This is a genomic window from Patescibacteria group bacterium, assembly GCA_028717685.1.
Lineage (GTDB): Bacteria > Patescibacteriota > JAQUNI01 > JAQUNI01 > JAQUNI01 > JAQUNI01.
In genome coordinates this window covers 84,134-109,377 of record JAQUNI010000003.1, presented here as the reverse complement: position 1 = coordinate 109,377, position 25,244 = coordinate 84,134, and the positions used below count along the sequence as shown (strand labels likewise).

The following is a 25,244-nucleotide window of genomic DNA, read 5'->3' as shown; positions in this document are numbered from 1 at the left end:
ACCTTTCAGATTTGCCTTTTGCGATTTAACTTTTAACTTTCCCTGATGCGCATTCTCAACATCAACAAATTTTACCACATTCAGGGCGGAGCAGACCGTCATTATTTTGATTTAACTAAATTGCTAGAAAGGCACGGCCACAAAGTAATTCCTTTCTCTATGCGTAGCGATAAAAACGAGCCTTCTCCTCACGCGCAATATTTTGTAAATGAAGTGGATCTCTCGCGCCCCAAATTTTCCTTCAAGACTCTCGCGACCCTCGGCCGTATCTTTTATTCACTGGAGGCGAAAAGAAAAATCCGAGCTTTGATTCAAAAAGAAAAACCAGAGATCGCTCATATTCATAACATCTATCATCAAATTTCACCTTCTATTTTAGGAATTTTAAAAAAGCATAAAATCCCTATCGTAATGACAGTGAATGACTACAAACTTATTTGTCCAAACTACCAGCTTTTTCAGCATAATAAAGTGTGCGAAAAATGCAGAAAGAAAAAATATTATCAATGTTTTTTAAATAAATGCGTGAAGGATTCTTATCTTGCTTCTCTTGTTAACACTCTGGAAATGTATTTTCATAAAGCCTTTCATTTTTATGAACGTTATGTTAACATTTTCATCTGTCCGAGCAAGTTTATGCGCCAAAAACTTACAGCATGGGGATTGCCGCAAGCAAAATTAGTAACCCTGCCTTATTTTATTAAAGAAGAGAATCTGCTATCTGCGAAGGAAAAAAATTATATTTTATTTTTCGGCCGCCTTTCGCCCGAAAAAGGCTTGGATCTTTTAATCTCCGTGATGCAAAAACTGCCAGAAATTAAATTGAAAATAGCCGGGGAGGGTCCCGAGAAAGAAAAACTGGAAGCTTATATTCAAAAAAATTATATTACCAATATTCAGTTTCTGGGTTACAAGCAAGGAGACGAACTCAAAAAGATTATCCGGCAATCCCGCTTTGTGGTCGTTCCGAGCAGTTGGCAGGAGGTTTTCGGATTAGTCGTCCTAGAATCTTTTAATTTAGGTAAAGTGGTGCTCGCGAGCAAAAAGGGCGGTCTTCAAGAAATCATCCGCGAAGGAAGTACTGGTTTCTTTTTCCAGAATGCCGCGGAACTCGAGAAAAAAATCCAATCCCTTTATCAAAACCGCGAAGTCACGCGAAAGATCGGTCAAAGGGCAAAACGGGAAATTAGGCGCTACAATCCGGAAATCTATTATCAAAATCTGATGAAGATTTATCAATTTGCACGCCAAGGGCATTAGAACCAAAAGCTCTTGACTTATAACGATTTAAGATGTATAATAACTCTTCTACTATAAATCCCAAAATAATGAAAATAGCAATTATCGGCTCTAAGGGCATTCCCTGCCGCGATGGCGGAGTGGAGAGACATACCGAAGAACTAGCTGTCCGCTTGGTAAAAGCAGGGCACGAAGTTTTGGTTTACTCCCGCCGCCATTATACACAAAGCCGCGTTAGGCGATATAAAGGGGTGCGAATCATTTATACCCCTTATATCCCCACAAAAAATTTAGCCGCGATCACGCACACTCTAACCTCCTTAATTCATGTCTTATTTCAAAAGGTGGATATTATTCATATTCATTCAGTTGGACCCTCGCTCCTCGCTTTTCTGCCTCGGCTTTTAAAAAGAAAGACTCAAATCATCGCCACCTTTCATTCGCGCGACCGCTTCAATAAAAAATGGGGATATATTGCCCGCCTTTTTCTTGCTCTGGGGGAATGGGCCACGGTAAAATTTCCTCACGCCACGATTACGGTCTCAAAAAATCTGTATTCTTACTGCCGCCGCAAGTATCCGACCGCTCACATATTTTATATCCCCAATGGCGCACCTCTTTTCCCTCCGCAAAAAGCGCAACGAATTAAAAAATGGGGACTAACGGAAAATAGCTATATTCTTTCGGTTTCTCGCCTTATTCCTTTAAAAGGTATTCATTATCTTATTCGTGCTTTCCAAAATTTGAATTTGAATAAAAAGCTGGTGATTGTGGGAGATAACCCTAAAGAAAATCAAAACTATCTTGACTATCTTAAAGAATTAGCTCAAAATAATCCTAATGTAGTCTTTCTAGGCCACCAACAGGGAAAAATTTTGAACGAACTCCTTTCTAATGCCTATCTTTATGTTTTACCTTCGGAAGTGGAAGGATTATCTATTAGTCTTCTGGAGGCAATGGGATCTGGCCGTTGCGTTTTAGTCTCCGACATCCCGGAAAACCAAGAGGCGATTGGAGAAGCGGGTTACACCTTTAAATCAAAAAGTTTTGTTGACCTTACTCAAAAAATCTTATTTTTAAATGATCATCCAGAATTAGTTTTAAAAAATGGCCACCTGGCGCGAGAAAGGGTGAAAAGAAACTATAATTGGCAAAAAATCACGCGCCAAACTTTATCCCTTTATGCAATGCTTAAAGCGAAAAATCCAATAAGAATTAAAAATTCCCTGCCGAGGATTGCGAAAACTCATCCTATATATCTTAATCCAAAATAAATTCAATTTATGATTACTGATGTCCAAATCAAAAAATTAAATGTCCATCCCGACGAGCGCGGCAGAGTAATAGAGATTTTACGCCAAGATGACGACTTTTATCAAAACTTCGGACAGGTCTATCTCACCACTACCTACCCGCAGGTTGTGAAGGCTTGGCATTTACATAAAATTCAAACCGATTACATTTGTTGCATTCAAGGAATGATTAAACTTGTTCTCTATGATGGCCGTTTAAATTCTCCGACCTTGGGCGAAGTGAACGAATTTTTTATCGGTGAGCATAACCCAGTTTTAGTCCAAGTTCCCAAGGAGATTTATCATGGTTGGAAATGCATTTCCGACAAAGAAGCACTCATCATTAATGTTCCAACCCACCCTTATAATCCGCAAAAACCAGATGAATACCGCTTACCATATAATACCGAATTAATTCCTTACGATTGGAAGATTAAAATGGGATGACTTGCCCTTCTAGGACTTTTTCTGGTAAACTTAAATAGATGAGAAGAACACAGCACACATTAAAAAATATAAAAACAACCCGCTGGCGGAAGATATCTTCCCATAAAATTTACAGTTGCCAATACCTTGACCTTTTTAAAGATAAAGTAATCAATCAGTTGGGGAAAAAAGTAAACTATTATTATATTCGGAAAAAACCTTTTATAGCGATCATTCCTAGGGATGTAAAAGGCAATATCTATTTCGTGCGCCAATATCGCTACACCCTGAAAAGATACACCTGGGAAATCCCGATGGGGCGCAAAGAGGACAAAGAAAGCTACCTTGCCGCGGCAAAAAGGGAATTGGCGGAAGAAGCCTGTCTTAACGCCAAAAAATGGACTAAAATCGGCACGGAATTTGTCACTTCTACCGCCTATCCCCAGCATTTTTGGATCTACCTTGCAGAAGATATGTCTCCCATCCACAAAAAGCCCGATCCTGCGGAAATAGATAGGGTGCAAAAGTTCACCCCCGCGGAAATTGAAAAAATGATCATGAAAAATCAAATTCTGGGCGCTTCCATCTTAGCCAGTCTCTATAAATATGATCTCTATCAAAAATCATTGCCTCGTTAGAAATACGATTTCCGCGGGGAAAATGATTAACATACAAAAAATATATGCCAAGAAAAAATAATTTTATTTCTAACAGGGTGAAATTATTAATCACCGGTGGTGCGGGGTTTATCGGCAGCAACTTTATTCACTACCTCCTCAAAAAATATCCCCGTTACCGAATCACTAACCTAGATAAATTAACCTATTGCGGCAACTTAGATAATTTAAAAGACATCAAAACCTCTCGCTATAAATTCGTGAAGGGCGACATTACTGATGCTAAGCTGGTAAACAAAATAGCGAAAGATGTAGATGGGATTTTAAATTTCGCTGCCGAGACGCACGTAGACCGCTCCATTATGGGCGCTGATGATTTTATCCGTACCGATATTCTGGGTACTAAAAATCTTCTGGAAGCAGTAAAGGAATTCAAGATTAAAAGATATCTCCAAATTTCTACTGATGAAGTTTACGGCAGCCTCACTAATGGCAAAGCGAACGAAGAATCATCTTTAGCGCCAAATAATCCTTATTCAGCCTCTAAAGCCGGCGGAGACCTAATGGTTCGCGCCTATCACCGCACATTTAACCTCCCCGTATTAATTACGCGAAGCTCTAATAATTTTGGACCTTACCAATATCCGGAAAAGCTGATCCCTCTCTTTGTAACAAACATTTTAGAAGAAAAAAAGGTTCCCCTCTACGGCGATGGTAAAAATGTGCGCGACTGGATTTACGTTGAAGATAATTGTACGGCTCTTGATCTGGTGTTCCATAAAGGCAAGATAGGTGAAATTTATAATATCGGCGGCGATAATCCGAGAACGAATCTTGAAATTACTAAGTTAATTTTGAAAACCCTAGACAGAGACAAAAAAATGATTGAATATGTTAAGGACCGTCTCGGCCACGACAGACGCTATGCCCTAAATTCAAGCAAAGTTCGCCGTTTAGGCTGGAAACCGCAGTATCAGTTTCAAAAAGCAATGAAATGCACTATAGAATGGTATAAAAATAATGAAGAATGGTGGAAAAGAATTAAGTCCAAAGAATACCTTAAATATTACAAAAGACAATATGGTAAAAGGTGAATGAAATTTCATTATGAATAACCCTGATTTAAAAAAAATTACCGCCTACCTGAAGAAGAGTCTATCGGAGGATAGATTTTTTCATAGTCTATCCGTGGCAAAAACGGCGGAAAAAATAGCAAAAATCATCGGCGGTGTGAATCCTGCGAAAGCCTATTTTACCGGCTTAATTCACGATATGGCGCGCGATTTGTCCGAAGAAACTTGGATTCTGCTCGCCAAAAAGTACCGCATTAAGATAGACATTTTTACCAAAAAACACATTCTGCTTTTGCATGCCGCGGTGGGCGCGAAATTGGCTCAACAAGAATTCAATGTCCGTGACAAAACAATCCTCCAGGCGATAGAAAGACACTGTGTTCCCAAAATAAATATGGATATTTTGGACAAAATTATTTATCTCGCGGATGTAACCGCGCCAGCGCCAAAAGGCGGAGTTGGATCAGTTGAATTAAAAGAAGTCCTGTCTCTTGCCCGAAAGTCCTTAGATCGCGCTCTTCTCTATACTTATAATGAAGATATCAAAGAATTTGTGCGCAAGGGAATAAAAATCCATCCTGATCTTATCCGCAGCCGCAATAAACTATTAGAAAATTTCGGGAAAAAAATCTTAGTTTTAGGAAGCAAGGGTATGCTAGGCAGATCCCTAGTTCAAGAGTTTCAAGATTGCGAGCTCACTTCTTGGGATAAAAATAATGTGGATATTACCAGAAGAAAGACTCTGCGAAATAAAATTTCCCGTCTGAAACCAGACATTATCATTAACGCCGCCGCTTACACTAATGTTGAAGAAGCAGAGGGAAACCAAGAGCAAGCCCTAAAAGTGAATGGCAAGGCTGTCGGATATCTTGCGCAGATTGCAAAAAAACTTAATGCTGTTTTAGTTCATTATTCCACGGATTATGTTTTTGAAGGAAAAAATCGTAAAGGATATAAAGAAACTATCCAACCCAATCCAATCAACGTCTATGGAAAATCTAAGTTTTTAGGAGAAGCCCTTTTGCGCCGCCATTGTGAACAATATTATCTCATCCGTAGTTCTTGGTTATTTGGAAAGGAAGGAATTAATTTTGTAGATAAAATATTGCAGAAAGCACAGAGCAATGCTACACTTACGGTCGTTAATGATCAATGGGGAAAACCGACCTATACCCGTGACTTGGCCCGCGCGACCCGTCAAATTCTAGAACAGGAAAGACCTTTTGGTATTTATCATATTACTAATGAAGGTAAAACCAACTGGTATCAATTCGCGCGTAAAATTCTTCTCCTTAATGGAATTAAGGCAAAAATGAAGCCGATTTCCAGTCAAGAATATCGTTCCCGCGCCAAAAGACCGATGTATTCAATTTTATTAAACACGAAACTGCCTCGCTTAAGGCATTGGGAAGAAACATTGGAAGAATACCTAAATTCGTAATCGGTAATCGGTAATCGGTAAAAGGATAAATTCCCTGATTACTAATTACTGATTACTGATTACTAAAATTTATGCTTAACAAAGAAAATTCACAAAAAATAGCGACTCTCACTCGCGCAACCAGTAAAACTCACATCATTATTGAGGGAGAAAATCCCCGAACGGTAGTGATGGATATTGAGGAATATGAAAGATTAAGGTCGCAAAAAAAGGAACGCGCAGCAGAAACAGATGTCAAGGGAATTATTTTAGCTGGCGGCACAGGCACAAGGCTTCTGCCTGCCACCAAGGTGACCAATAAACATCTCCTCCCTGTCTACAATAAACCGATGATCTATTATCCTTTGCAGACTTTAGTTAATGCGGGAATCAAGGAAGTGATGATTGTCACGGGCGGCAATAGTCCAGGTGACTTTTTGCGTCTTTTAGGCAATGGCAAAGAATTCGGCCTGCGCGAATTAAGATATGCTTATCAAGAAGGGGCGGGAGGTATTGCTGAAGCTTTAGGTTTGACTCAAGATTTCGCCGATGACCAAAAGGTTGTTGTGATTTTAGGTGACAATATCTTTGAAGACAATATTGGTCCGGCGGTAGAAAATTTCCGCAATCAAAAAAAAGGAGCAAGGATTTTTTTGAAAGAAGTGCCTGATGCTAAACGTTTCGGTGTGGCTGAAGTTAAAAATGGCAAAATTATTAGTATTGAGGAAAAACCTAAAATACCAAAATCAAACCTGGCGGTAACTGGTATTTATATGTACGACAGCTACGTCTATGAAATAATTAAAACCTTAAAACCTTCCGACAGGGGAGAGCTTGAAATCACGGATGTGAATAATCAATACATTAAAGAAGGAACAATGGAATACGAAACACTGCATGGCTGGTGGACCGATGCTGGCATCCCGGAAACCTTATATCGAGCAACGACTTTAGTCAGGGATAAGGCATTAAATGAATCAAAATAACAATTTTCAATTTTTAATTATCTCATCACTATGAAACTCGCTGTTATTGGCACTGGTTACGTCGGCTTAGGCGTAGGGGTTTGCTTTGCTGACTTAGGTCACAAAGTAACCTGCGTAGATGTTGACAAAGCCAAGATCACCAAACTTAAAAAAGGGATCCCCACAATCTATGAAGAACATCTGCCAGAAATGCTCAAAAAAAACTTAAATAGCGGCAGAATCAATTTTACCACTTCTTTATCCGAAGGCATTAAAGACGCGAGCATAGTTTTCATTGCTGTCGGCACCCCTCAAGATAAAAACGGCAAAGCGGATCTTCGGTATGTCCTGCAAGTCGCGCGCGATTTAGGAAAGAATCTAAAAGACTACAAAGTAATTGTAGACAAGAGCACCGTGCCGATCGGCACAGGAAAGATGGTGAGGGAAATGGTCGCGAAAAATTACAAAGGAAAATTTGATGTTGTTTCCAATCCTGAATTTCAGAGAGAAGGGACTGCCATTTCCGATTTCCTCCATCCCGATCGTATTGTTTTAGGATTTGAAAAACCGAACGCCCCTGCCATAGAAATAATGAAAAAACTATATGCCCCATTTAAAGCACCGCTTGTTATTGCCAACTTAGAATCGGCAGAAATGATTAAGTATGCCGCCAATTCTTTTCTCGCTCTCAAAATCTCTTTTATTAACGAGATTGCCAATATTTGCGATAATTACGAAGCAGATGTGAAAATGGTGGCCAAGGGTATCGGTCTAGATTCCCGCATCGGCGACAAATTTTTAGACCCGGGCCCTGGCTATGGCGGCTCCTGTTTCCCGAAGGATGTCTCTGCTCTCTATTATTTTGCCCGCGCCGGCGGTTACTGGTTTAATCTTCTGGAGGCAGTAATGCAAATCAATCAACACCAAAGGGAAATTGTTGTGGCTAAGATCAAAAATATCTTAGGTGGTAAACTCCAAGGCAAAAAAATCGCGGTGCTAGGTCTCGCCTTCAAATCCCATACTGACGATGTGCGCGAATCGCCTGCTATTGACATTATTAACTTGCTTTTCAAACGCGGGGCTAAAATCAAAGCTTATGATCCTATCGCCGCGAACAACGCCCGCAAGGCGCTTGGTAAAAAAATTAGCTACGCGGGTAATCCTTACCTTTGCGCTAAAGGAAGCGATGTCCTGCTCATCGCCACCGATTGGCCGGAATTTCAAAATTTGAGTTGGACAAAAATCAAAAGATTAATGAGAACTCCCAATATTGTGGACGCGCGCAACATCCTTGAGCCTGCTAAAATTAGAGAAATGGGCTTTAAATATGTAGGGATTGGGAGATAAAGGAATTGCCTACAAATGAATTCTTTGCTAAAATATTAATAGACTTGAATAGCCGCTAAATTCCCAAGAGAGGAGGGCAGGGTCAATCCAAATGAATAAGCTTTCTAAAAAACAATTGCTCTTTTATAAAATTATCGCCGTGATTGCCATTCTTTTTTTGGTTGGCTTTCTGCGCTATGCGGGTGGCATAAAGCTGTTTTGCGCCCAAGATGGCAGTATCTTTGAAATCGCTAAAATAGTCTTTTGGGCAATGATTATCTATGGTCTTTTAGAATTCTTAATTCCAGGTTTTGCGGAAAGAGACAATATCTTTTTTGGCAAGCTCGCCGGCATCGTCAGCGCCACTATTTTGACTGCTGTTTTTATTATGATTACCCCTAGCGGTTTTACGACGGTATTTTTAAGCATAGCCATTGCTGTAATTATCGCTCAATTTTTGGAGCAATTTTTAAGCACTAAAGAACCAAACTGCTCGGTAATTTTAGTCACAACCCTTCTCTTTCTCTTCTTTCTAATAAGTTTTATCATCTTTAGCTATCACCCCTTGGGAGGTTTCCTTTTTAAAAGATAAGCTCTATAAATCTTTCTCAGTTTAATCTTTATCCTTAAAACCCCAAAGGTGAATTCCCAAGGCGGCTATTTTGGAAAATAAACAACACAAACCGCACTATAAAAATAACTCAAAATATGCTTGATTTGTACGCTTACCTCAAAAAAACTAAACTCGCTGCTTTTGCGGAAGAATATCGTTCTGCTTTTGACCGCGCGCCGGCAGCGGAAACCCATCATCATAATTTTACGGGCGGACTTCTTCTGCACACTACTGAAATTCTAGAAATAATGCTAAGGCTCAATAAATATCTGCCCTATAATAATCTATCCTATTCTCACCCCGATTTTACGGAAGAAGAGATGATTGTCGCCGCCTACCTCCATGATTTTGCCAAAATCGTAACCTATGTGGAAGATATTAAGGATGCTTGGCGATGGACAGACATTGAATTGCCAGCCGAGGTTTGGACCCTCAATGAGTTAGCCAAAGCTGGTATTGGCCTTAGTGATAATGAGCTTAATGCCCTGCTTTATGCTGAAGGCGGCTGGAGCGATTTTAAAGAATTCATTAAAAATATGAAACCTTTGGCGGTTATTCTCCATATGGCGGATATGTGGAGCGCTAAAGTTTTGTATTTTTCCGAGGAGGTTACTTGTCCTGCTTGCGGCGCTCCGATGCGCAAACGCCAAGGGAAAAACGGAGGAAATATGTTTTATGGCTGCACCCGTTACCCCAACTGTACGGGTTTAAAAAATATTGACGATGTGGAAAATGAAAGAAAAACCCTTCAGGCAAAAATAAAAAAATACCAGCATATTTATCTAAAATAAAGCTCCACGGGTTTCTAAGCCCGTTGCCCGCCCGGCCATGCAAGCCGAGCCTTGCGAGGCGTTGCGAGCGGGCTAATGGAGCAAAACCCTGTACCGTCCCGAATTTTTGAAAAATGAGGGACTGGTGCGTTGGATGATTTTCATTTTGGACAAATAAAAAATATCAAAAAATAAAAAAATCCCTTAAGAAACAAAAATTGTCATAAGGAATTTTTAAACGCCCACCTACACCATAGCTGGACGTTTATTTTATTTTTTCGCCAATATTCCCCTCAAAACAGCAGTCATAATCCCCGATAGTAAAACAAGACCTAAAATGATATTTAAACTAAAATAATTGCTAATGCATTGATTATACGCGCGATCTAACCAAAGAAAAAAAAGATAACCCACTAAACTAATCACAAAAAAGTCGCTCACTATGGCATAAAATAATTTCGCTTTTCCAACTTCCAGTTTCATAAAATTAAGGCCTATTTCTAAATAAATTTTGCAATTTAAGGAAGTAACGAGAAGGGGGTTCGTAAACAACGGCCTTGATATTAGTAATCACTACCTCGGGTGCTAGCTCTCCAGATGAGGCGACATAATTTTCAAAAAATGGAATACTAAAAAGATATTTTATATACTGCCGCAGAATAAATGAGTTGGATAAATCCAAATGCATGGTGGTTACAAGCCAGCCATCGGGTGTCGTCTCGGCCTTCTTGTAAGTAGTAATTAAATAATCAATCTCCTTTACAGGGCTCTGAAAATGGGTGAGACTCTTCGCATTTTTAATTCGCTCATCACCGAAAAAATAAACCGCATTATTTTTATCCAAAGGAACATTGCCCAAATATTCTTGAACCGAGCTAAAGTGCTTCTCTTTCTGATACAAAAATACCCCGTTGTTCTCCACGCAAGGCCAGTCAAGATTTTGGATAAATGCGTTATAAAAAGGATAAGGCTTATATTCTAAATTGTCGCCTACAGAGACTGTTTCGCCAAATCTAATTTCCGGCACTTCACTTTTATATTTTATAATCAGGTCAAGTTTACGATCTTTAGCAACAGGATATAGGGAAAAATAAACCAAAGGACCCTTTAAAATTTGATACCAATCTCCTTTCGCATCGCGGTAATACTCCGAAACCCGCTCCTTGGGCAATAAAGGGCTGATAAAATGGTTAATCTTAGGTGAAAATTCGTAGTCATAAGATCGCGGGACGCCAAAAGGGTTAAAATTCTGATATAAAACAAAAAGTAGGATCGCCGCAAAAAAGGCGATAAAAACAACTCTGAAGATAAAACGAATTTTAGATGGCAACATAAAAGTTAACAAAAAAAAGTTATGCTTTTATCTTGAAAACCAGCCAGTTTTTACCCTTTTTTGGCTGTTTCCCTATTTTAACCAAAACATACTTTCCCGTCAATTTTTTGCCTCGCAAATAAAAAACAAGCTTGCGGGGCTCGCGACTTTCTAGTTTAAACTTACCCTGGTCCCAAATCTGAACCACGCCAGCGCCATAATTCCCTTCGGGGATTATACCCTCAAAAGTAAGGTATTGCACAGGATGATCCTCGGTCTTAATCGCTAAATGTTTCTCCCCTAATGATAAAGGTAAATTCTTGGGTACAGCCCAAGACTTCAAAACCCCTTCAACCTCAAGGCGAACATCATAATGTAAAGTCCGCGCTCTATGTTGCTGGATTACAAAACGATTGTCCTTAGATTTTGCTGCTTTTCCCCGCGGCTCCGGAGTTTTTTGAAAATTTCTTTTTTCCTGATATTTTTCTAACATAAATTTATTATATCATACAAACAAGAATTTTCAATCTGATATTTGATCTCTTGACAAAAAAATTTGCCTTGCTATACTTTACTTAGATAAAGTGCTTTACTATAATAAAGTAAACATTATGTCACAATGGGATAATCAAACAACCAAAGACCTATGCCAAGCGATTTTGGCTTTAAAAAACCTTCAAGAAGCCAAGTATTTTTTGCGCGATCTTTTAACTGAGCAAGAAATTATTGAATTCGGAAAAAGATGGCGGGCTGCGCAGATGTTGGATGAAAAAAAACCTTACCTGAAAATTGAGAGAGAAACTGGATTAAGTTCTACCACAATAGCCCGAGTCTCAAAATGGCTCAATAGAGGTAAGGGTGGCTATCAATTAATTTTAAAAAGATTAAAAAACCATCATCACAATCTTTCTCCTTACGGGAAAAGGTTGGGTTGATTTTATTTGGATTTTAAAAATCATTTCATCCTCTTCCCGCAAGGGAAGAGATTTTTTATTTAACTGAAAAATATGAAGCAAAGAAACATTCAAATCGGCATCATTGGACCGGAAGAAAAAAACCTGCGAGGCGGGCGCCGAAGAAAAGAGGCAACCTTGGCTCTCGCGGAAGAAATTGGTCGCGCAGTAGCGGCCGCCAAAGCGATTTTAATTACCGGCGGCTGCTCGGGCGTGGTAGAAGCGGCTTGTCGCGGCGCTTATCAAGCCAGCGGCATTGTGGTCGGAACGCCGGGTCGCAAACGGGGTTTAAGCGTTCCTTGGGTTACGGTAGAAATCTGCACACCCGTTGACATTGGCGATTACATTTTCGCCGGAATTTTAAGTTCTGACGCGATTATCGTGATCCCAGGGGACGCGGGCACGCTCGCCGAGTTCGCGATTGCCTACCGTTACCAAAAACCTTTGATATTCATTAAAGGTTTTGGCGAGGATTTTTTGTCAATCTTGCAATTAGAGAATTGGCGAAAATATCCGTATTATGTTGCGCGATCCGCGCAAGAAACAGTGAAGCTGGCAATGAAGATTGCCAGAAAAAATTAGAGGAGGCATCAAGATGTCTTGGCAAGAAAAGGTGAGAAATAGACTACCGAATCTTGTGGTGAACGAATTTTGGTGGGTAAAAGGTAATATCTTTATTGACGATATCGGCTTGGATCAATTGGGATTTAGCAACGACATTCCCGAACTTAAAGCGCCATCTCAAATACTGACTCCAGACATGTTAAATGATCTGCTCTTAAAAATTTGGCAACCAGAGCTATTCCAAACAATTATTTGGCCAGGCAAAGGAGCCAAGTTTATGCGATGCACTCTAAAAATCGCCCAAGGCGTCAATATTGCTGCGGAGCGTCTTGGTTATAAAAATCCCGAAGCCTGGATTGCTGATTTTCAAGCGCCAAAAGATTCAAATATTGCGGTTGTTGACGATGTCGTCTCAAGCGGCATCACTGCGCGCAGAGTTTATGAAAAAGGCAAACTCACTAAAGCCTCGCTAGCTGCTTGGATTATGCAAAATCCAAGTGATATCCTGCTTCGTTGTTATGAAAAAATTTTTATCGCTTGTCTGGTGCGCGGGGATAATGGCAAGGTACCGATCAATTCCTTATCTGCTTTTTTAGAAAAATCAGAGGTACTGGAAGATTATGCTAAGCGATATGCGTGTAATGCGCAAGAATTTATAGAATTTTTTACTTGGTTAAAGGAGGAGGGATTAGGTCGTGAGGTTTGAATCTTTCCACCGTTCTTTCGGCGGCGCTGGCCCGCACAAAAGTGAAAAGGGAGAGGATATCTTTAAGATTCTTCTCCCTTATTTTTTTATATTTTGGCAAGAAATTACTAAATTATTATTCTTGACCAATCTATCTCTTTTCAGTTACAATAAGATAAGACCTTATCTATAGGGCTCAATTTTTTAATATATAAACCAAACTTTATGCCGACGGTACTTGTTACTGGAGGGGCAGGTTTTATTGGCGCGAATTTAGTCAAGAGATTATTAAAATTAAAACACAAAGTGTTAGTGATAGACGACCTTTCCACGGGCTTCCGCCATAATCTTCCTCTCACAAATAAAAATCTGGTCTTTTACGAAAAAAACATTAACGAAAATTTAAGACCAATCTTTCGCAAGTATAAAATAGATTATATTTTTCACCTGGCGGCCCAAATGGACGTGCATAAATCCCTCCAAAAACCAATCTATGATGCCAAAGTGAATATCCTAGGGTCCTTGAATATCATTAGAGAAGCGGCGAAAATTAAAATAAAAAAATTTATCTATGCCTCTAGCGGAGGAGCTGTCTATGGCGAACCCATAAAGATCCCTGTTCCGGAATCACACTCTGTAAATCCTCTATCTTGCTATGGCATTTCCAAATATACGGCGGAAAAATATTTAGAGATTTATCATAGGCTCTATGGATTGCCCTACATTACCCTGCGTTATGCCAATGTCTATGGTCCCCGCCAGAACCCTTTGGGAGAAGCGGGGGTGATCGCCATTTTTATTAATAAATTAATCCGAGGAGAAGCGCCTTCTCTTTTTGCTTATGGCAAAAATAAAAGGGATTATATTTTCGTGGAAGACATAGTGGAAGCTAATATCCAAGCAATGATCTCTCATCGAAACAAAACCTACAATATTGGCACGGGAAAAGCGACTACCACAGAACAAATATTTCAAATAATTAAAAAGGAATTGCAAAGTGAGATAAAACCCCAATATCTTCCTTGCCGCCCAGGTGAAGTAGATAGAATAAGTTTAGATGCGAGTCTCGCCCAAAAAGAATTAAAATGGAAACCGCGCTATTCCCTGGAAGAAGGAATCAAAAAAACCATAGAATGGTTTAAATCTAATCAACACCCTTCGCAAAGTAGTAGAGAGATAAAATGAATATTTTCCAAACCATTAACCTGAAACTGAAAAAAAATAAGCTAATTAAGAATAGTTATATTCTGTTCCTTGGCTCAATGTCAGCCAGCGTGGGGAATTATATTTTTCATCTAGTGGCAGGAAGAGCCTTGGGACCGGCGGACTATGGCGTTTTAGCCTCCTTAATCTCCGTGAGTATAATTTTATCCATCCCGATGTCCACCGTTAGTATGGTCATTGTTAAACTCGCGAGCAATCTGAAAGTCAACAAAAACTATGGAGAACTCCATTTTTTACTGCGATATCTTGTAAAAAATTTAATCCTGGTGGGTTTAGGCGTGTTCTTGGCTCTCTGCATTATGGCACCATGGCTTGCTCATTTCTTGCAAATACCTTCTTTAAAATTAATTCTGACTCTGAATTTTATCTTGCTTCTGGCTTTTGTAGTGCCAGCGACTCGCGGCATCCTTCAGGGTTTGCAACTTTTCAAATCCCTCGCCTGGAATTTGTTGACAGAGGCGTTAATTAAAACCTCTCTGGGCGCGGCTTTGGTTCTGACGAGCCTAAAAGTATATGGCGCGCTGGGCGCAATGGTTGTCGCGAGTTTAATTGCTTTTATAGTGAGTTTCCTGCCCCTTAGATTCATTTTTCTTTACACTCCGCGAAATAAAATTAAGGATTATAAAATTATATCCTTTGCCTTACCCGCATTGATTACCCTCTTCTGTCTCACGGCGCTTTACAACATTGACGTTATTATGGTGAAGCACTTCTTTTCCGCTCACGAAGCAGGGCTTTATTCAGCTCTTTCTAAATTAAGCCAAATTATCTTCTTTGCCACGGGCGCCATTGCGGCGGTGATGTTTCCAATGGTGGCGGAAAGGCATAAAAAGGGCAAGGATCACCAACATCTTTTAAAACAGTCCCTGAAAATAGTCGGCTTTGTTTCAGGCTTAGGGGTAATAGCATATTTCCTTTTTCCCCAACTAATTATTAAGATGCTTTTTGGCTCTTCTTACCTTGTTATTTCCCCTTTAGTGGGCTTTAGCGCTATCACTATGTTTTTCCTCTCGCTGGATAATATCTTAATTAATTATTATCTTTCCGTTCACAAATTTAAATTCATTTATATCTTAATCGCAACCAGCATCTTGGAAATCCTGCTTATTTTAATGCGTCACGGCTCAATCAGACAAATTGTTTTTAATCTCCTGATCTCCCTCGCTGGATTATTCGGAGGACTGATGATTTTCTATTTCTGGGAAAGAAGGGGAAATCTTGCCTTAAATAAATCAAAAAATACTTCAAATCTTCTGTAATCATAATGAAAATTTCCATTCTGATTCCTGCTTATCACGAGCAAGACAAAATTAGCCAAACAATTGAGGCGGTCCAGAATACCATTCAATCGCTCCCGTACCTCACGGAAATTATTGTAATTTGCGATGGCAAACAAGATAAGACCTACGAGATTGCCTCTGCTTACAACTCTCACTCTATCATCATTCTAGGCTATCCTCAAAATAGGGGAAAGGGTTATGCCCTAAAATATGGCTTCAATCATACAAGCGGCGATTTAATTATCTTCTTTGATGCTGGTCTGGAATTTGACCCCGCGCACATCATTCAGATTATCAATTGCTATCAGAAATTCAAAGTACCCGTGATTATCGGCTCAAAGAGACATCCGCAGTCGCGAGTGATTTACCCCCTAAAGCGTCAAGTCTTGAGCCGCGCGGCGCAGCTTATGGTTAAAACCCTCTTTCAAATGGATATCAAAGACAGCCAAGTGGGCTTAAAATTATTTAAACGCGAAGTGCTTGCCGAAATCTTCCCCAAGGTCCTCGTGAAGCAATATGCTTTTGACATTGAACTGCTCGTCTTGGCTCACCATTATGGTTACAAAATTATGGAAATTCCAGTCAATCTTGAAATGGATTTCAACCACAGCTCTATTTGTCTATCAGCAATCAATAAATCATTTTGGGACACTATGGCTGTTTTCTATCGTTTAAAAATATTGCGGTATTATGATCAACTATCGGAAAAACGGAAAAATATATCAAAAAAATATCAAAAAAATTGACATTAATCACTATATTAAGCTAAAATTTTAAGATTAATCCTTCGGCAAAATTCAGGCCGTTCAGGCTCTGAAGAGCCTTCAAGCTCGAAGAGGTACTGAGCAAGGCCGAAGCATTAAAAAGGTAAATTATATGGACAAAAAAACTATCTTAGTCACCGGCGGGGCGGGATTTATCGGCTCTAATCTGATTCGCTATCTGCTTCAGGAAAAGAATAAAATCCTGTGCATTGATAACCTTATTACCGGATCTTACGACAATATCAAGGAGTGGTTTTCTGACCCTAACTTTGTCTTTATGGATCACGATATTACGGAGAACATCCCTCCTTTGCCGGATAAAATTGACGAAATTTATAACCTAGCCTGTCCCGCTTCTCCCGTGGATTTTCCGCGTTATCCTACTAAGATTTTAAAAGCCTGCTCCGAGGGAGTGAACCGTCTTTTAGATTTAGCAATGGAACATCAAGCCATCTTTTTACAAGCCTCCACCTCTGAAGTTTATGGTGATCCTCAAGTACATCCCCAGAAAGAAAGCTACCGCGGCTATGTTAATACCTTAGGTCCCCGCTCTTGTTATGATGAGGGTAAACGTTTTGCCGAAAGTCTGATTATGAGTTATGTCCGAAAATACAGACTCAACGCGAAAATTGTCCGAATTTTTAACACTTACGGTCCGGGTATGCGCGATAATGATGGCCGCGTGATTCCTAACTTTATCAACCAGGCTCTAGATAATAAACCTATTACCGTTTATGGCAAAGGGAAGCAAACCCGCTCTTTCAGCTATGTTGATGATATAGTCATTGGTTTAATCAAGATGATGAAGAGTAAAGAAATTGGACCTTTTAATCTGGGAAATCCCCTGGAAACCAAAATTGATGATTTAGCCAGAAAAGTGATAGAACTCACCGGCTCTCACTCTAAAATCAAATTCTATCCTCTCCCCGAAGACGACCCCGTAAAAAGAAAGCCAGATATCACTCTAGCGCGCACAAAATTAGGATGGACGCCAAAGGTAAATTTAGAAGATGGCTTAAAAAAAACGATTATATATTTTGAAAAGCTAAAAACTAAACGCGATTAAAAAGTAAAATGGAAATGCAAAATTAGTATGTAAAATTTTAAATTTTGATCTGTCATTTTACATTTTTCATTTTTAATTTTATACTTTCAAGGATGCCTCAATTTTCTATCATCATCCCAGTAGTCAGAATCAATGATTATATCCACGAAACAGTTCGCCACCTTTTAAACCTTACCCATCAAAATTTTGAAATTCTAATTTTTCCTGACACAAAGTCAGAAGAAGCATTCCCCAAAACGAAAATTATCCCCACAGGGAAAATCGGTCCCGCAGAGAAAAGAACGCTAGCGCTTCAATACGCGGAAGGAGAGATTCTCGCTTTTCTGGATGATGACGCTTATCCACAAAATGACTGGCTGTCGCAAGCGGAAAAAAATTTTCAAGACCCCAGGATTGCCGCCCTAGGCGGTCCTGCCATTACCCCCCAAGACGATTCCTTGCACCAAAAAACCTCCGGCGCATGTCTTGCCTCCTCTTTCTGGGGAGGAATTGCGGACCGTTATATTCCAGGTAAAAAAAGGAAAACCGTGACCGACTGGCCTTCGGTAAATTTTTTAGTGCGCAAACACATATTCCAAAAAATAGGGGGTTTTAACTCCCAATATTGGCCCGGAGAAGACACAAAATTCTGTCTGGATCTAACTCAGACAGGCGGTAATATAATTTATGACCCTAAGCTCATTGTTTACCATCATCGCCGCAAAACTCTCTTAAGCCACCTGCGACAAATTGCGGGTTATGGCTTGCATCGCGGTTTCTTTGCCAAAAAATTCCCCGCAACCTCCTTGAAATTTGCTTACTTTATTCCCAGTCTTTTTGTGCTATTATTAGTCGCGAACCCGCTAATAGGCTACTTAGCAAAAAAGGATGGTTATATTCATTTCCTATATGGTGATATTATCATCTTACTGCTATATCTTGGCATAATGCTCTGGGCGGCGATTGAGTCTGCTTTCCGAGAAAAAAATCCTTTAGTCGGCTTATTGGTCATTCCTTATATATTCTTAACCCATTTAGTCTACGGCGTAAAATTCCTCCAAGGTCTGTTATTTACAAAAACCCTAAAAAGCAAATTAAGAATGTAAAAAATGTCAGAACACTTGAAAACTTTAATTACTTATCCACCTCTGCCATCTAAAAAAGGTTATCCTCTATTATCCCAGAACCGCCAATTCCAATGGTTTCGCCGCCATTGCCCCATTTATCCAGTGGTGCCGGCGCAAGCTGCCACTTTACTTCAAAAAAATGGTTTTAAGGTGATTTGGAAAGACGGCATTGCCGAAGAAATGAGATACGCGGAATGGTTGGAATTTGTGAAAAAAATTCAACCAAACATTGTGGTAATGGAAACGAAAACTCCAACCGTAAAAAGGCACTGGAAAATCACCAATGCGTTAAAAAAAGAAATCCCTGCATTAAAAACGATTCTTGTCGGCGACCATGTCACGGCGTTGCCTGAAGAATCATTCCAGAACTCCAAAGTGGACTTTGTTTTAACTGGCGGCGATTACGATTTTCTGCTTTTAAACTTCCTTCAAAATCTAAAACCCAATCTAGAACCTGTCCCCCAAAATCTAGAGCCAGGAATTTATTACCGCGATAATGAAGAGATTAAAAATACGGGAAAATTTGCGCTCAACCATAATCTCAATACCCTGCCCTTCATTGACCGCGAACTAACAGAATGGCAAAATTATGCCTACGATGTAGGCAATTTCTCCCGCACACCAGGAACTTATATTATGGCTGGCCGCGATTGTTGGCATCACGAGTGCACTTTTTGTTCTTGGACCACGCTTTATCCAAAATACCACACCCGCACCCCAGAGAATGTCTTGGATGAAATTGGAGAATTAATTAAAAAATATCAAATTAAGGAAATAATGGATGATACAGGCACTTTCCCGATAGGGGAATGGCTGCAAGAATTCTGCCGCGGGATGATTGAACGCGGCTATAATAAAAAAGTGATTTTGGATTGCAATATGCGCTTCGGGGCCCTTAACAAAAAAGAATATGGGTTAATGCGTAAGGCAAATTTCCGCTTTTTGCTTTTTGGTTTAGAATCAGCCAGCGAGAAAACGTTAAACAAGATAAGTAAAAATATGACGGTAGAGAAGATCATCTCATCCTGCAAGCTGGCGCGTAAAACAGGATTGTCTCCCCATGTAACAATTATGTTTGGTTATCCGTGGGAGACCGAAGAAGAAGCGCGGCAAACTGTGCGCTTGGGAAAATATCTCCTGCGCAAAGGCTATGCTAAAACACTCCAAGCCACTATTGTCATCCCTTACCCGGGTACCCCTTTGTTTCGTGAATGCCAGCAAAAAAAATGGCTCACTTCTGAAGACTGGAACCGTTATGATATGCGCGAGGCAATAATGCAAACCTCTTTTTCCTCCGCGCAATTGCAAAAATTTGTCCAGGACACCTATAAAGTCGCTTTCCATCCTGAATTTATCCTGCGCCAGATTGTCTCGCTGCGCGACCTCAATGATTTGAAATATCTTGCCCGCGGGGCTAAAGCTGTGTTCTCCCATCTTGCCGACTTTGAACAAAATTATTAAAAAATATGCGAATAAAAATACATGTTCTTTCCTCAACCCTCCTAGCCTTCACCTTCTACTATTTTACCCGCTCTTTAACTGGCGCGATTGCACTTCTTTTCACTGGCGTTATTCTTGACCTTGATCATCTTTTGGACTTCTGGAAAAGCAGACCCCGCAATCCTTGCAACATCAAAGAATTTTTGCATCCGGAAAACTATATGCGCCGAAATTCAAAAGTCCTGGTGCCATTACATTCGTACGAAATTGTCATTCTGCTTTGGCTCATCACCTGGCAATTCCATGAGCGAGCCATTTTAGTCGCTCTTGCCTGCGCGTTCACCCTGCATCTTATTCTTGATGATATTGGCAATGAACTCAAAACTTTTTCTTACTTCTTAATTTACCGCATATATAAAAAATTTAGAGTATTTAGTGAAGGAGAATAAACCCCGTTAAAAATTTATTTCTAAACGGGGCAAAAATAAAAAAGTTATGAATCTTCCTTCTATCTCTGTTATTATTCCTACTTATAATTCCACAAAAACTCTCTCTCAATGCTTGCACTCAATAATTAGGCAAGATTATCCCCGAGATCGGATAGAAATTATTATTATTGATGCTGGTTCCCAAGATAATACCTTAAAAATTGCCTATCAATACACTAATAAAATTCTCAAAAATCCTCTAAAAACCGGGGAGGCCGGAAAAGCCATAGGAGTAAAACAAGCGCAAAATAATATTATTGCTTTAATTGACTCCGACAATATTTTACCTTCTTGTGATTGGCTAAAAAGAATGGTTGCCCCTTTTTCTGATCCGGAAATAATAGGGACGGAGCCTATCCGCTACACATATCGCAAAAAAGATGGTATGATAACCCGATATTCCGCTTTAATGGGAATGAATGACCCCCTTTGTTATTTTTTAGGCAATTATGACCGCGAAAACCTCCTTTCTGAAAAATGGACCGGTTTTCCTGTTGTAAGTGAAGACAGGGGAAATTACCTAAAATTTAAACTAATACCACCCCAAATTCCTACTATAGGAGCTAATGGGTTCTTAATTAGGAAAAAGTATTTAGAAAAAGTTCCATTTAAAGACTACTTTTTTGATATTGATATAATTTGGTGCCTCACTCAAAAAGGATATTCCACTTATGCTAAAGTTAAAATAGGCATTATCCATATATTTGCCGGTAACATAGGAAGTTTTATCCAAAAACAAAAAAGAAGAATCAAGGATTATCTTTACTATCAAACAAAGGGCTTAAGAACTTATCAGTGGAAAAATTTTCCACGAGGGAAATTAGTTAAATTTGTCCTTTATTCTCTGACTTTCTTTCCCACCCTTTTTCAAAGCTTAAAAGGGTATTGGAAAAAACAAGACTCTGCTTGGTTTTTTCATCCTCTAGCCTGTTTTTTATCCTGCTTTATTTATGGCGGGATTAAGATCAAATCTATAATTTTTAAAACCAAAATTCAATCAAGGAAGAGTTGGCAGATATAAATGGAAAAGCTGGATAAAGTAGAAGTAATCAAAAAATACTAAAGAAATAATTTACCCCGTTAGAGAAAGCCGCTGACGAAATCGGTGGTAGGAAAAATATGGATGCTGACCCCGTTAGAAATAAATTTCTAGACGGGGTTAGAGAACGAAATTCTCTAACGGGGTTTACTAAAGTTCTCATCTAAACCTTATGCCTACCCAACCATTAGATTATATTTGTTGTTATAAATGTAAATCTGATTTAGAGAGAAAAAAAGAATTTCTGATTTGTAAGAGTTGTGGCAGAAAGTATAAAATAATTGATAATGACATCTTCTGTATTATGCCCCCCCTCCCTCCCGATGCGGAATTATCCCGATCTAAGTGGGAAAAATCATATCAAAATAATTTTAAAAATAAAACTTATCTGAAACTTTATAGAACATTTAAAAAACAAAATTTGCCTAATACATATCCCCAAATAACTGAGGTTAAAAAGATTAATAAGGATCTAACATTTCTAGAAATCGGCAGTGGTTATTTCTATACAGGGGAAGTATTAGCCAAAAAGGTAAATTTGGTTATTGGTCTAGATTTTAGCCTTAGCGCGCTTAAAGTTGCTAAAAAAATTCTACAAGCTCACGGCATTAAAAATTACTTATTTATTCAAGGAGATGTTGCTCACCTGCCGATTAAAACAAATCGCGTTGATTTGATCTACGGTGGAGGGGTTATTGAACATTTCAAAAATACTCAGCAATGTATTAATGAATTATATCGTGTCTTAAAAAAAGATGGTATTTCTTTCAATGCGGTTCCCTGTTTAAATCTTGGTTCCTTAACATATCGTCAAATTTGGGGCAACATTCCTTATTTTCCAATTTTAAAACAAATAGCGGAATTTATTCATATCAAGGTATTACAAGGAAAATATATGATCTTTGGTTATGAACTTTCTTTCTTAGGGTCAACCCTAAAAAAAATGCACAAGCAAGCAGGGTTTAAAGATGTTCTTATAGGTAAATTTAATGTCAAATTAACTTTTGATTTTATTTCCTCCAGATTACTAAAAAATGCTTTCATTAAAATAGCAAACAACAGCAGATTATTTTGGCCAATGATAAAGGTAATTGCCAAAAAATAACCATTTTGCAAAAATTTTAATTCTGTTTAGTCCAATATAAATATGGATTTAAAAAAATTTATTCGCGCCATTCCTGACTTTCCTAAAAAGGGGATTAGTTTTAAAGACATTACTCCTCTTTTAGAAAACGCGCGGGCTTATCATTATACTATCGATAAACTTGTCCAACCTTTCCGAAAGAAAAAAATTCAAAAAGTGGTGGGGATTGATGCGCGTGGCTTTTTGCTCGCCGCCGGAGTCGCCTATAAACTAAACGCGGGTATTTCCATTGTGCGCAAAAAGGGTAAACTGCCCCGCCAAGTCATTCAACAGACTTATGATTTAGAATATGGAAAAAATATTCTAGAGATGCATACCGATACAATTAAGGAAGGGGAAAGGGTTTTGATCGTGGATGATGTCCTTGCCACTGGCGGCACGCTCGCGGCGACAATAAAACTGGTCAAAAAGATGCAAGGTAAAATTATAGGCATTGCCCTTTTAGCTGAACTCATCTATCTTGATGGCAAGCGAAAAATTAGAGGATATAAAAAACATGTGCTTCTAAAATTAAATACCTAACTACTATGCCCCTTTTTAAAGCAGAAATTGGCGTCTTTGGCGGTTCTGGTTTCTATTCTTTAATCTCCCAAGCGAAAAAAATAAAAATAGATACTCCTTTTGGTAAACCTTCTGGTCCTCTTACGATTGGAAAATATAAAGGAAAGAGTATTGCGTTTTTACCCCGCCACGGCGAAAAGCACGAACTCCCGCCGCATAAAATTCCTTATCAGGCGAATCTTTGGGCATTTAAAAAAATAGGGGTCAAACAAATTATTGCGCCTTGCGCTTCAGGCAGTCTTACCCCCAAGATTCAACCCGGTGATTTTGTTATTTGCGACCAGTTTGTGGATCGCACGCGAGATCGAGCGGATACTTTTTTTAATGGTCCCCGCGTCGCCCACATCGGAATGGCCGATCCCTATTGTCCAGTTTTAAGAAAATTAGCCATAACAACCTGCGCCGAATTAAAAATTTCTCATCACGAGGAAGCGACAATTGTGGTCATCCAAGGTCCTCGTTTCTCTACGCGGGCAGAAAGTAAATGGTTTCAAACCCAAGGCTGGCAAGTGGTCAATATGACTGTCTATCCAGAGATAGTTTTAGCTCGAGAACTGGCTATGTGCTATGTTAATATAGCCTTAATTACGGATTATGATACAGGATTGGAGGGCTATCAAGATATAAAACCGGTAACTACGGCGGAGGTATTAAGAGTTTTTCAAAAGAATAATCAGAAAGTAAAAAAATTAATTTTAAAGATGATTGAAAAAATACCAAAACGTCGCGCCTGTCCTTGTCCCCAGGCTTTAGATAATGCCTTTATTTGATCTCTAACCAAATCTAAGTTATAATGCCATAATTAATGTTAAATTTATGCAAAGAAAAAATATTACTCTTTCTGCTTTGTTCATAATCTCCCTTTTGCTGCTCGGCGGCTGTGGAAGCCAAACTAATCTTAACCAAAAACCAGCTGAACAAGATGCTGCCCAAAATCTCCGAACCTCCCCCTCTGATATTTCCAAAAAAGAAGCAACCATTTCTATTAATTTCGGTAATGATCAAGTAAAAAATTTTACTTTAGAATTTCTGCCTGAGGAAACGGTCTATAATCTTTTGGAAAAATTAGCTAATCAAAATGAAATCAATTTAGAAACTAAACAATACGATTTGGGGACGTTGATTGAAGCCATTGATGGAATCAAAAATGGTCAGGACAATAAATATTGGCTCTATTATGTGAATGGGCAAATGGCGCCTGTAGGCGTTACGGAACAAAAAGTATCGCCTGATGACAAAATAGAATTTAGATTTGAAGAGAGTTCTTTCTAAATTCTTCTCCAAACTAAACTTATGCTTGCCAAACGAATTTCAAAAATTAAGCTCATAATCGCTATTTTCCTTATTGCTTTTGGCGCTATAGGTCGGATTATTCTCAAAGATATCCCGAATGTGGAAACCGTAATGGTAGCCAGTCTTCTGGCTGGTTCTCTCTTGGGAGGCGCATATACCGTCATCGTTCCGCTCACCATTATCGCTTTAACTGATATGTATATTGGCAACGATCTAATCTTAATCTTCACTTGGTCAGCCTGGGCAATGATTGGTTTTTTCGGCTGGCTCGTGCGCAAAAAGAGGGGATACAGTTATAAGTTTATTTTAAGCCTGACGGGGATGGGAATAGCAGCTTCTTTATTCTTCTATCTTTATACTAACTTTGGGGTTTGGTTGCTCTGGGATATGTATCCCCATACTTTGCTAGGGTTAATCCAATGCTACTTTATGGGCCTGCCTTTCTTGCGCAATAATTTAGTAAGCGACCTCATTTTCATTCCGACCACAAGCGCTGCCCTTGTTCTCTTCCTAAAATACTATTCAATCAAAAAACGCGCAATCTATGCCTGCAAACAAAAAACATAAAATATTTTTCTGAATTC

Annotated in this window: 29 protein-coding genes; 26 read left to right on the top strand and 3 right to left on the bottom strand. The window is 39.2% G+C overall.

Features of this window, described 5'->3' with window-relative positions; translation table 11 throughout:
• The first annotated feature begins 45 nt into the window (after nt 1–45).
• The 10 genes from PHW01_04725 to PHW01_04680 all read left to right on the top strand — a co-directional run bounded on the left by PHW01_04725 (nt 46) and on the right by PHW01_04680 (nt 9,762).
• Entirely contained in the window at nt 46–1,260 is a 1,215-nt protein-coding gene (locus PHW01_04725; protein ID MDD5627282.1) for a glycosyltransferase family 4 protein, read from the top strand.
• Between the two features lie 68 nt (nt 1,261–1,328).
• Nucleotides 1,329–2,513, top strand: a complete 1,185-nt coding sequence (locus tag PHW01_04720; protein MDD5627281.1) for a glycosyltransferase family 4 protein — start codon at nt 1,329–1,331, stop codon at nt 2,511–2,513.
• Between the two features lie 9 nt (nt 2,514–2,522).
• Nucleotides 2,523–2,978, top strand: coding sequence for a dTDP-4-dehydrorhamnose 3,5-epimerase family protein (locus PHW01_04715; GenBank protein ID MDD5627280.1), 456 nt, complete (start codon nt 2,523–2,525; stop codon nt 2,976–2,978).
• A 38-nt stretch (nt 2,979–3,016) separates the two neighbouring features.
• Entirely contained in the window at nt 3,017–3,595 is a 579-nt protein-coding gene (locus tag PHW01_04710) for an NUDIX hydrolase (GenBank protein ID MDD5627279.1), read from the top strand.
• Between the two features lie 44 nt (nt 3,596–3,639).
• Nucleotides 3,640–4,668, top strand: coding sequence for a dTDP-glucose 4,6-dehydratase (gene rfbB, locus PHW01_04705; GenBank protein ID MDD5627278.1), 1,029 nt, complete (start codon nt 3,640–3,642; stop codon nt 4,666–4,668).
• Nucleotides 4,669–4,681: 13 nt separating this feature from the next.
• Entirely contained in the window at nt 4,682–6,088 is a 1,407-nt protein-coding gene (gene rfbD, locus PHW01_04700) for a dTDP-4-dehydrorhamnose reductase (protein MDD5627277.1), read from the top strand.
• A 71-nt stretch (nt 6,089–6,159) separates the two neighbouring features.
• A complete protein-coding gene (locus PHW01_04695) occupies nt 6,160–7,053 on the top strand; it encodes a sugar phosphate nucleotidyltransferase (GenBank protein MDD5627276.1) in 894 nt (297 codons plus the stop codon).
• Nucleotides 7,054–7,083: 30 nt separating this feature from the next.
• Nucleotides 7,084–8,379 (top strand): UDP-glucose/GDP-mannose dehydrogenase family protein, encoded by a 1,296-nt coding sequence (locus tag PHW01_04690; protein MDD5627275.1) that lies wholly within the window; start codon nt 7,084–7,086, stop codon nt 8,377–8,379.
• A 91-nt stretch (nt 8,380–8,470) separates the two neighbouring features.
• Nucleotides 8,471–8,950 (top strand): hypothetical protein, encoded by a 480-nt coding sequence (locus PHW01_04685; GenBank protein ID MDD5627274.1) that lies wholly within the window; start codon nt 8,471–8,473, stop codon nt 8,948–8,950.
• A 116-nt stretch (nt 8,951–9,066) separates the two neighbouring features.
• On the top strand, nt 9,067–9,762 hold the full coding sequence (locus tag PHW01_04680; protein MDD5627273.1) for a topoisomerase DNA-binding C4 zinc finger domain-containing protein: 696 nt from the start codon (nt 9,067–9,069) through the stop codon (nt 9,760–9,762).
• 249 nt (nt 9,763–10,011) lie between these two features.
• On the opposite strand, the gene PHW01_04675 is transcribed toward PHW01_04680, so the two are convergent.
• The 3 genes from PHW01_04675 to PHW01_04665 are packed head-to-tail and all read right to left on the bottom strand — an operon-like array spanning nt 10,012 to nt 11,546.
• Complete coding sequence (locus PHW01_04675) at nt 10,012–10,224, bottom strand: hypothetical protein (GenBank protein ID MDD5627272.1); 213 nt, start codon at nt 10,222–10,224, stop codon at nt 10,012–10,014.
• Between the two features lie 4 nt (nt 10,225–10,228).
• Nucleotides 10,229–11,074: a hypothetical protein gene (locus PHW01_04670; GenBank protein ID MDD5627271.1), complete on the bottom strand. Its 846-nt coding sequence runs from the start codon at nt 11,072–11,074 to the stop codon at nt 10,229–10,231.
• A gap of 19 nt (nt 11,075–11,093) precedes the next feature.
• On the bottom strand, nt 11,094–11,546 hold the full coding sequence (locus PHW01_04665; GenBank protein MDD5627270.1) for a DNA polymerase ligase N-terminal domain-containing protein: 453 nt from the start codon (nt 11,544–11,546) through the stop codon (nt 11,094–11,096).
• A gap of 118 nt (nt 11,547–11,664) precedes the next feature.
• Between PHW01_04665 and PHW01_04660 the strand changes: the two genes are divergently transcribed.
• The 16 genes from PHW01_04660 to PHW01_04585 all read left to right on the top strand — a co-directional run bounded on the left by PHW01_04660 (nt 11,665) and on the right by PHW01_04585 (nt 25,227).
• Complete coding sequence (locus PHW01_04660) at nt 11,665–11,988, top strand: YerC/YecD family TrpR-related protein (protein MDD5627269.1); 324 nt, start codon at nt 11,665–11,667, stop codon at nt 11,986–11,988.
• A 72-nt stretch (nt 11,989–12,060) separates the two neighbouring features.
• Complete coding sequence (locus PHW01_04655) at nt 12,061–12,588, top strand: TIGR00725 family protein (GenBank protein MDD5627268.1); 528 nt, start codon at nt 12,061–12,063, stop codon at nt 12,586–12,588.
• Entirely contained in the window at nt 12,572–13,276 is a 705-nt protein-coding gene (locus PHW01_04650; GenBank protein ID MDD5627267.1) for a hypothetical protein, read from the top strand. Before PHW01_04655 ends, PHW01_04650 begins: the two co-directional genes overlap by 17 nt.
• Nucleotides 13,277–13,480: 204 nt before the next feature.
• The gene (locus PHW01_04645; protein ID MDD5627266.1) at nt 13,481–14,440 is read left to right on the top strand and encodes a GDP-mannose 4,6-dehydratase; all 960 of its coding nucleotides are present in this window, start codon (nt 13,481–13,483) and stop codon (nt 14,438–14,440) included.
• Nucleotides 14,437–15,738 carry an oligosaccharide flippase family protein gene (locus tag PHW01_04640; protein ID MDD5627265.1) on the top strand — a complete coding sequence of 434 codons (1,302 nt, stop codon included), beginning with the start codon at nt 14,437–14,439 and terminating at the stop codon, nt 15,736–15,738. Before PHW01_04645 ends, PHW01_04640 begins: the two co-directional genes overlap by 4 nt.
• Before the next feature lie 5 nt (nt 15,739–15,743).
• Nucleotides 15,744–16,505 carry a glycosyltransferase gene (locus PHW01_04635; GenBank protein ID MDD5627264.1) on the top strand — a complete coding sequence of 254 codons (762 nt, stop codon included), beginning with the start codon at nt 15,744–15,746 and terminating at the stop codon, nt 16,503–16,505.
• A 130-nt stretch (nt 16,506–16,635) separates the two neighbouring features.
• Nucleotides 16,636–17,589, top strand: a complete 954-nt coding sequence (locus PHW01_04630) for an SDR family oxidoreductase (protein ID MDD5627263.1) — start codon at nt 16,636–16,638, stop codon at nt 17,587–17,589.
• A 92-nt stretch (nt 17,590–17,681) separates the two neighbouring features.
• Nucleotides 17,682–18,674: a glycosyltransferase gene (locus PHW01_04625; protein MDD5627262.1), complete on the top strand. Its 993-nt coding sequence runs from the start codon at nt 17,682–17,684 to the stop codon at nt 18,672–18,674.
• Between the two features lie 3 nt (nt 18,675–18,677).
• Nucleotides 18,678–20,156 carry a radical SAM protein gene (locus PHW01_04620; protein ID MDD5627261.1) on the top strand — a complete coding sequence of 493 codons (1,479 nt, stop codon included), beginning with the start codon at nt 18,678–18,680 and terminating at the stop codon, nt 20,154–20,156.
• Nucleotides 20,157–20,161: 5 nt separating this feature from the next.
• A complete protein-coding gene (locus PHW01_04615; protein MDD5627260.1) occupies nt 20,162–20,584 on the top strand; it encodes a hypothetical protein in 423 nt (140 codons plus the stop codon).
• Between the two features lie 46 nt (nt 20,585–20,630).
• Nucleotides 20,631–21,644 carry a glycosyltransferase family 2 protein gene (locus tag PHW01_04610; protein MDD5627259.1) on the top strand — a complete coding sequence of 338 codons (1,014 nt, stop codon included), beginning with the start codon at nt 20,631–20,633 and terminating at the stop codon, nt 21,642–21,644.
• Between the two features lie 439 nt (nt 21,645–22,083).
• Nucleotides 22,084–22,767: a class I SAM-dependent methyltransferase gene (locus tag PHW01_04605; GenBank protein ID MDD5627258.1), complete on the top strand. Its 684-nt coding sequence runs from the start codon at nt 22,084–22,086 to the stop codon at nt 22,765–22,767.
• 42 nt (nt 22,768–22,809) lie between these two features.
• Nucleotides 22,810–23,328 carry an adenine phosphoribosyltransferase gene (locus tag PHW01_04600; GenBank protein MDD5627257.1) on the top strand — a complete coding sequence of 173 codons (519 nt, stop codon included), beginning with the start codon at nt 22,810–22,812 and terminating at the stop codon, nt 23,326–23,328.
• Between the two features lie 5 nt (nt 23,329–23,333).
• A complete protein-coding gene (locus tag PHW01_04595) occupies nt 23,334–24,137 on the top strand; it encodes an S-methyl-5'-thioadenosine phosphorylase (protein MDD5627256.1) in 804 nt (267 codons plus the stop codon).
• A 46-nt stretch (nt 24,138–24,183) separates the two neighbouring features.
• Nucleotides 24,184–24,639 carry a DUF4430 domain-containing protein gene (locus PHW01_04590; protein ID MDD5627255.1) on the top strand — a complete coding sequence of 152 codons (456 nt, stop codon included), beginning with the start codon at nt 24,184–24,186 and terminating at the stop codon, nt 24,637–24,639.
• 21 nt (nt 24,640–24,660) lie between these two features.
• Nucleotides 24,661–25,227: a hypothetical protein gene (locus PHW01_04585; GenBank protein MDD5627254.1), complete on the top strand. Its 567-nt coding sequence runs from the start codon at nt 24,661–24,663 to the stop codon at nt 25,225–25,227.
• Nucleotides 25,228–25,244: the final 17 nt, after the last annotated feature.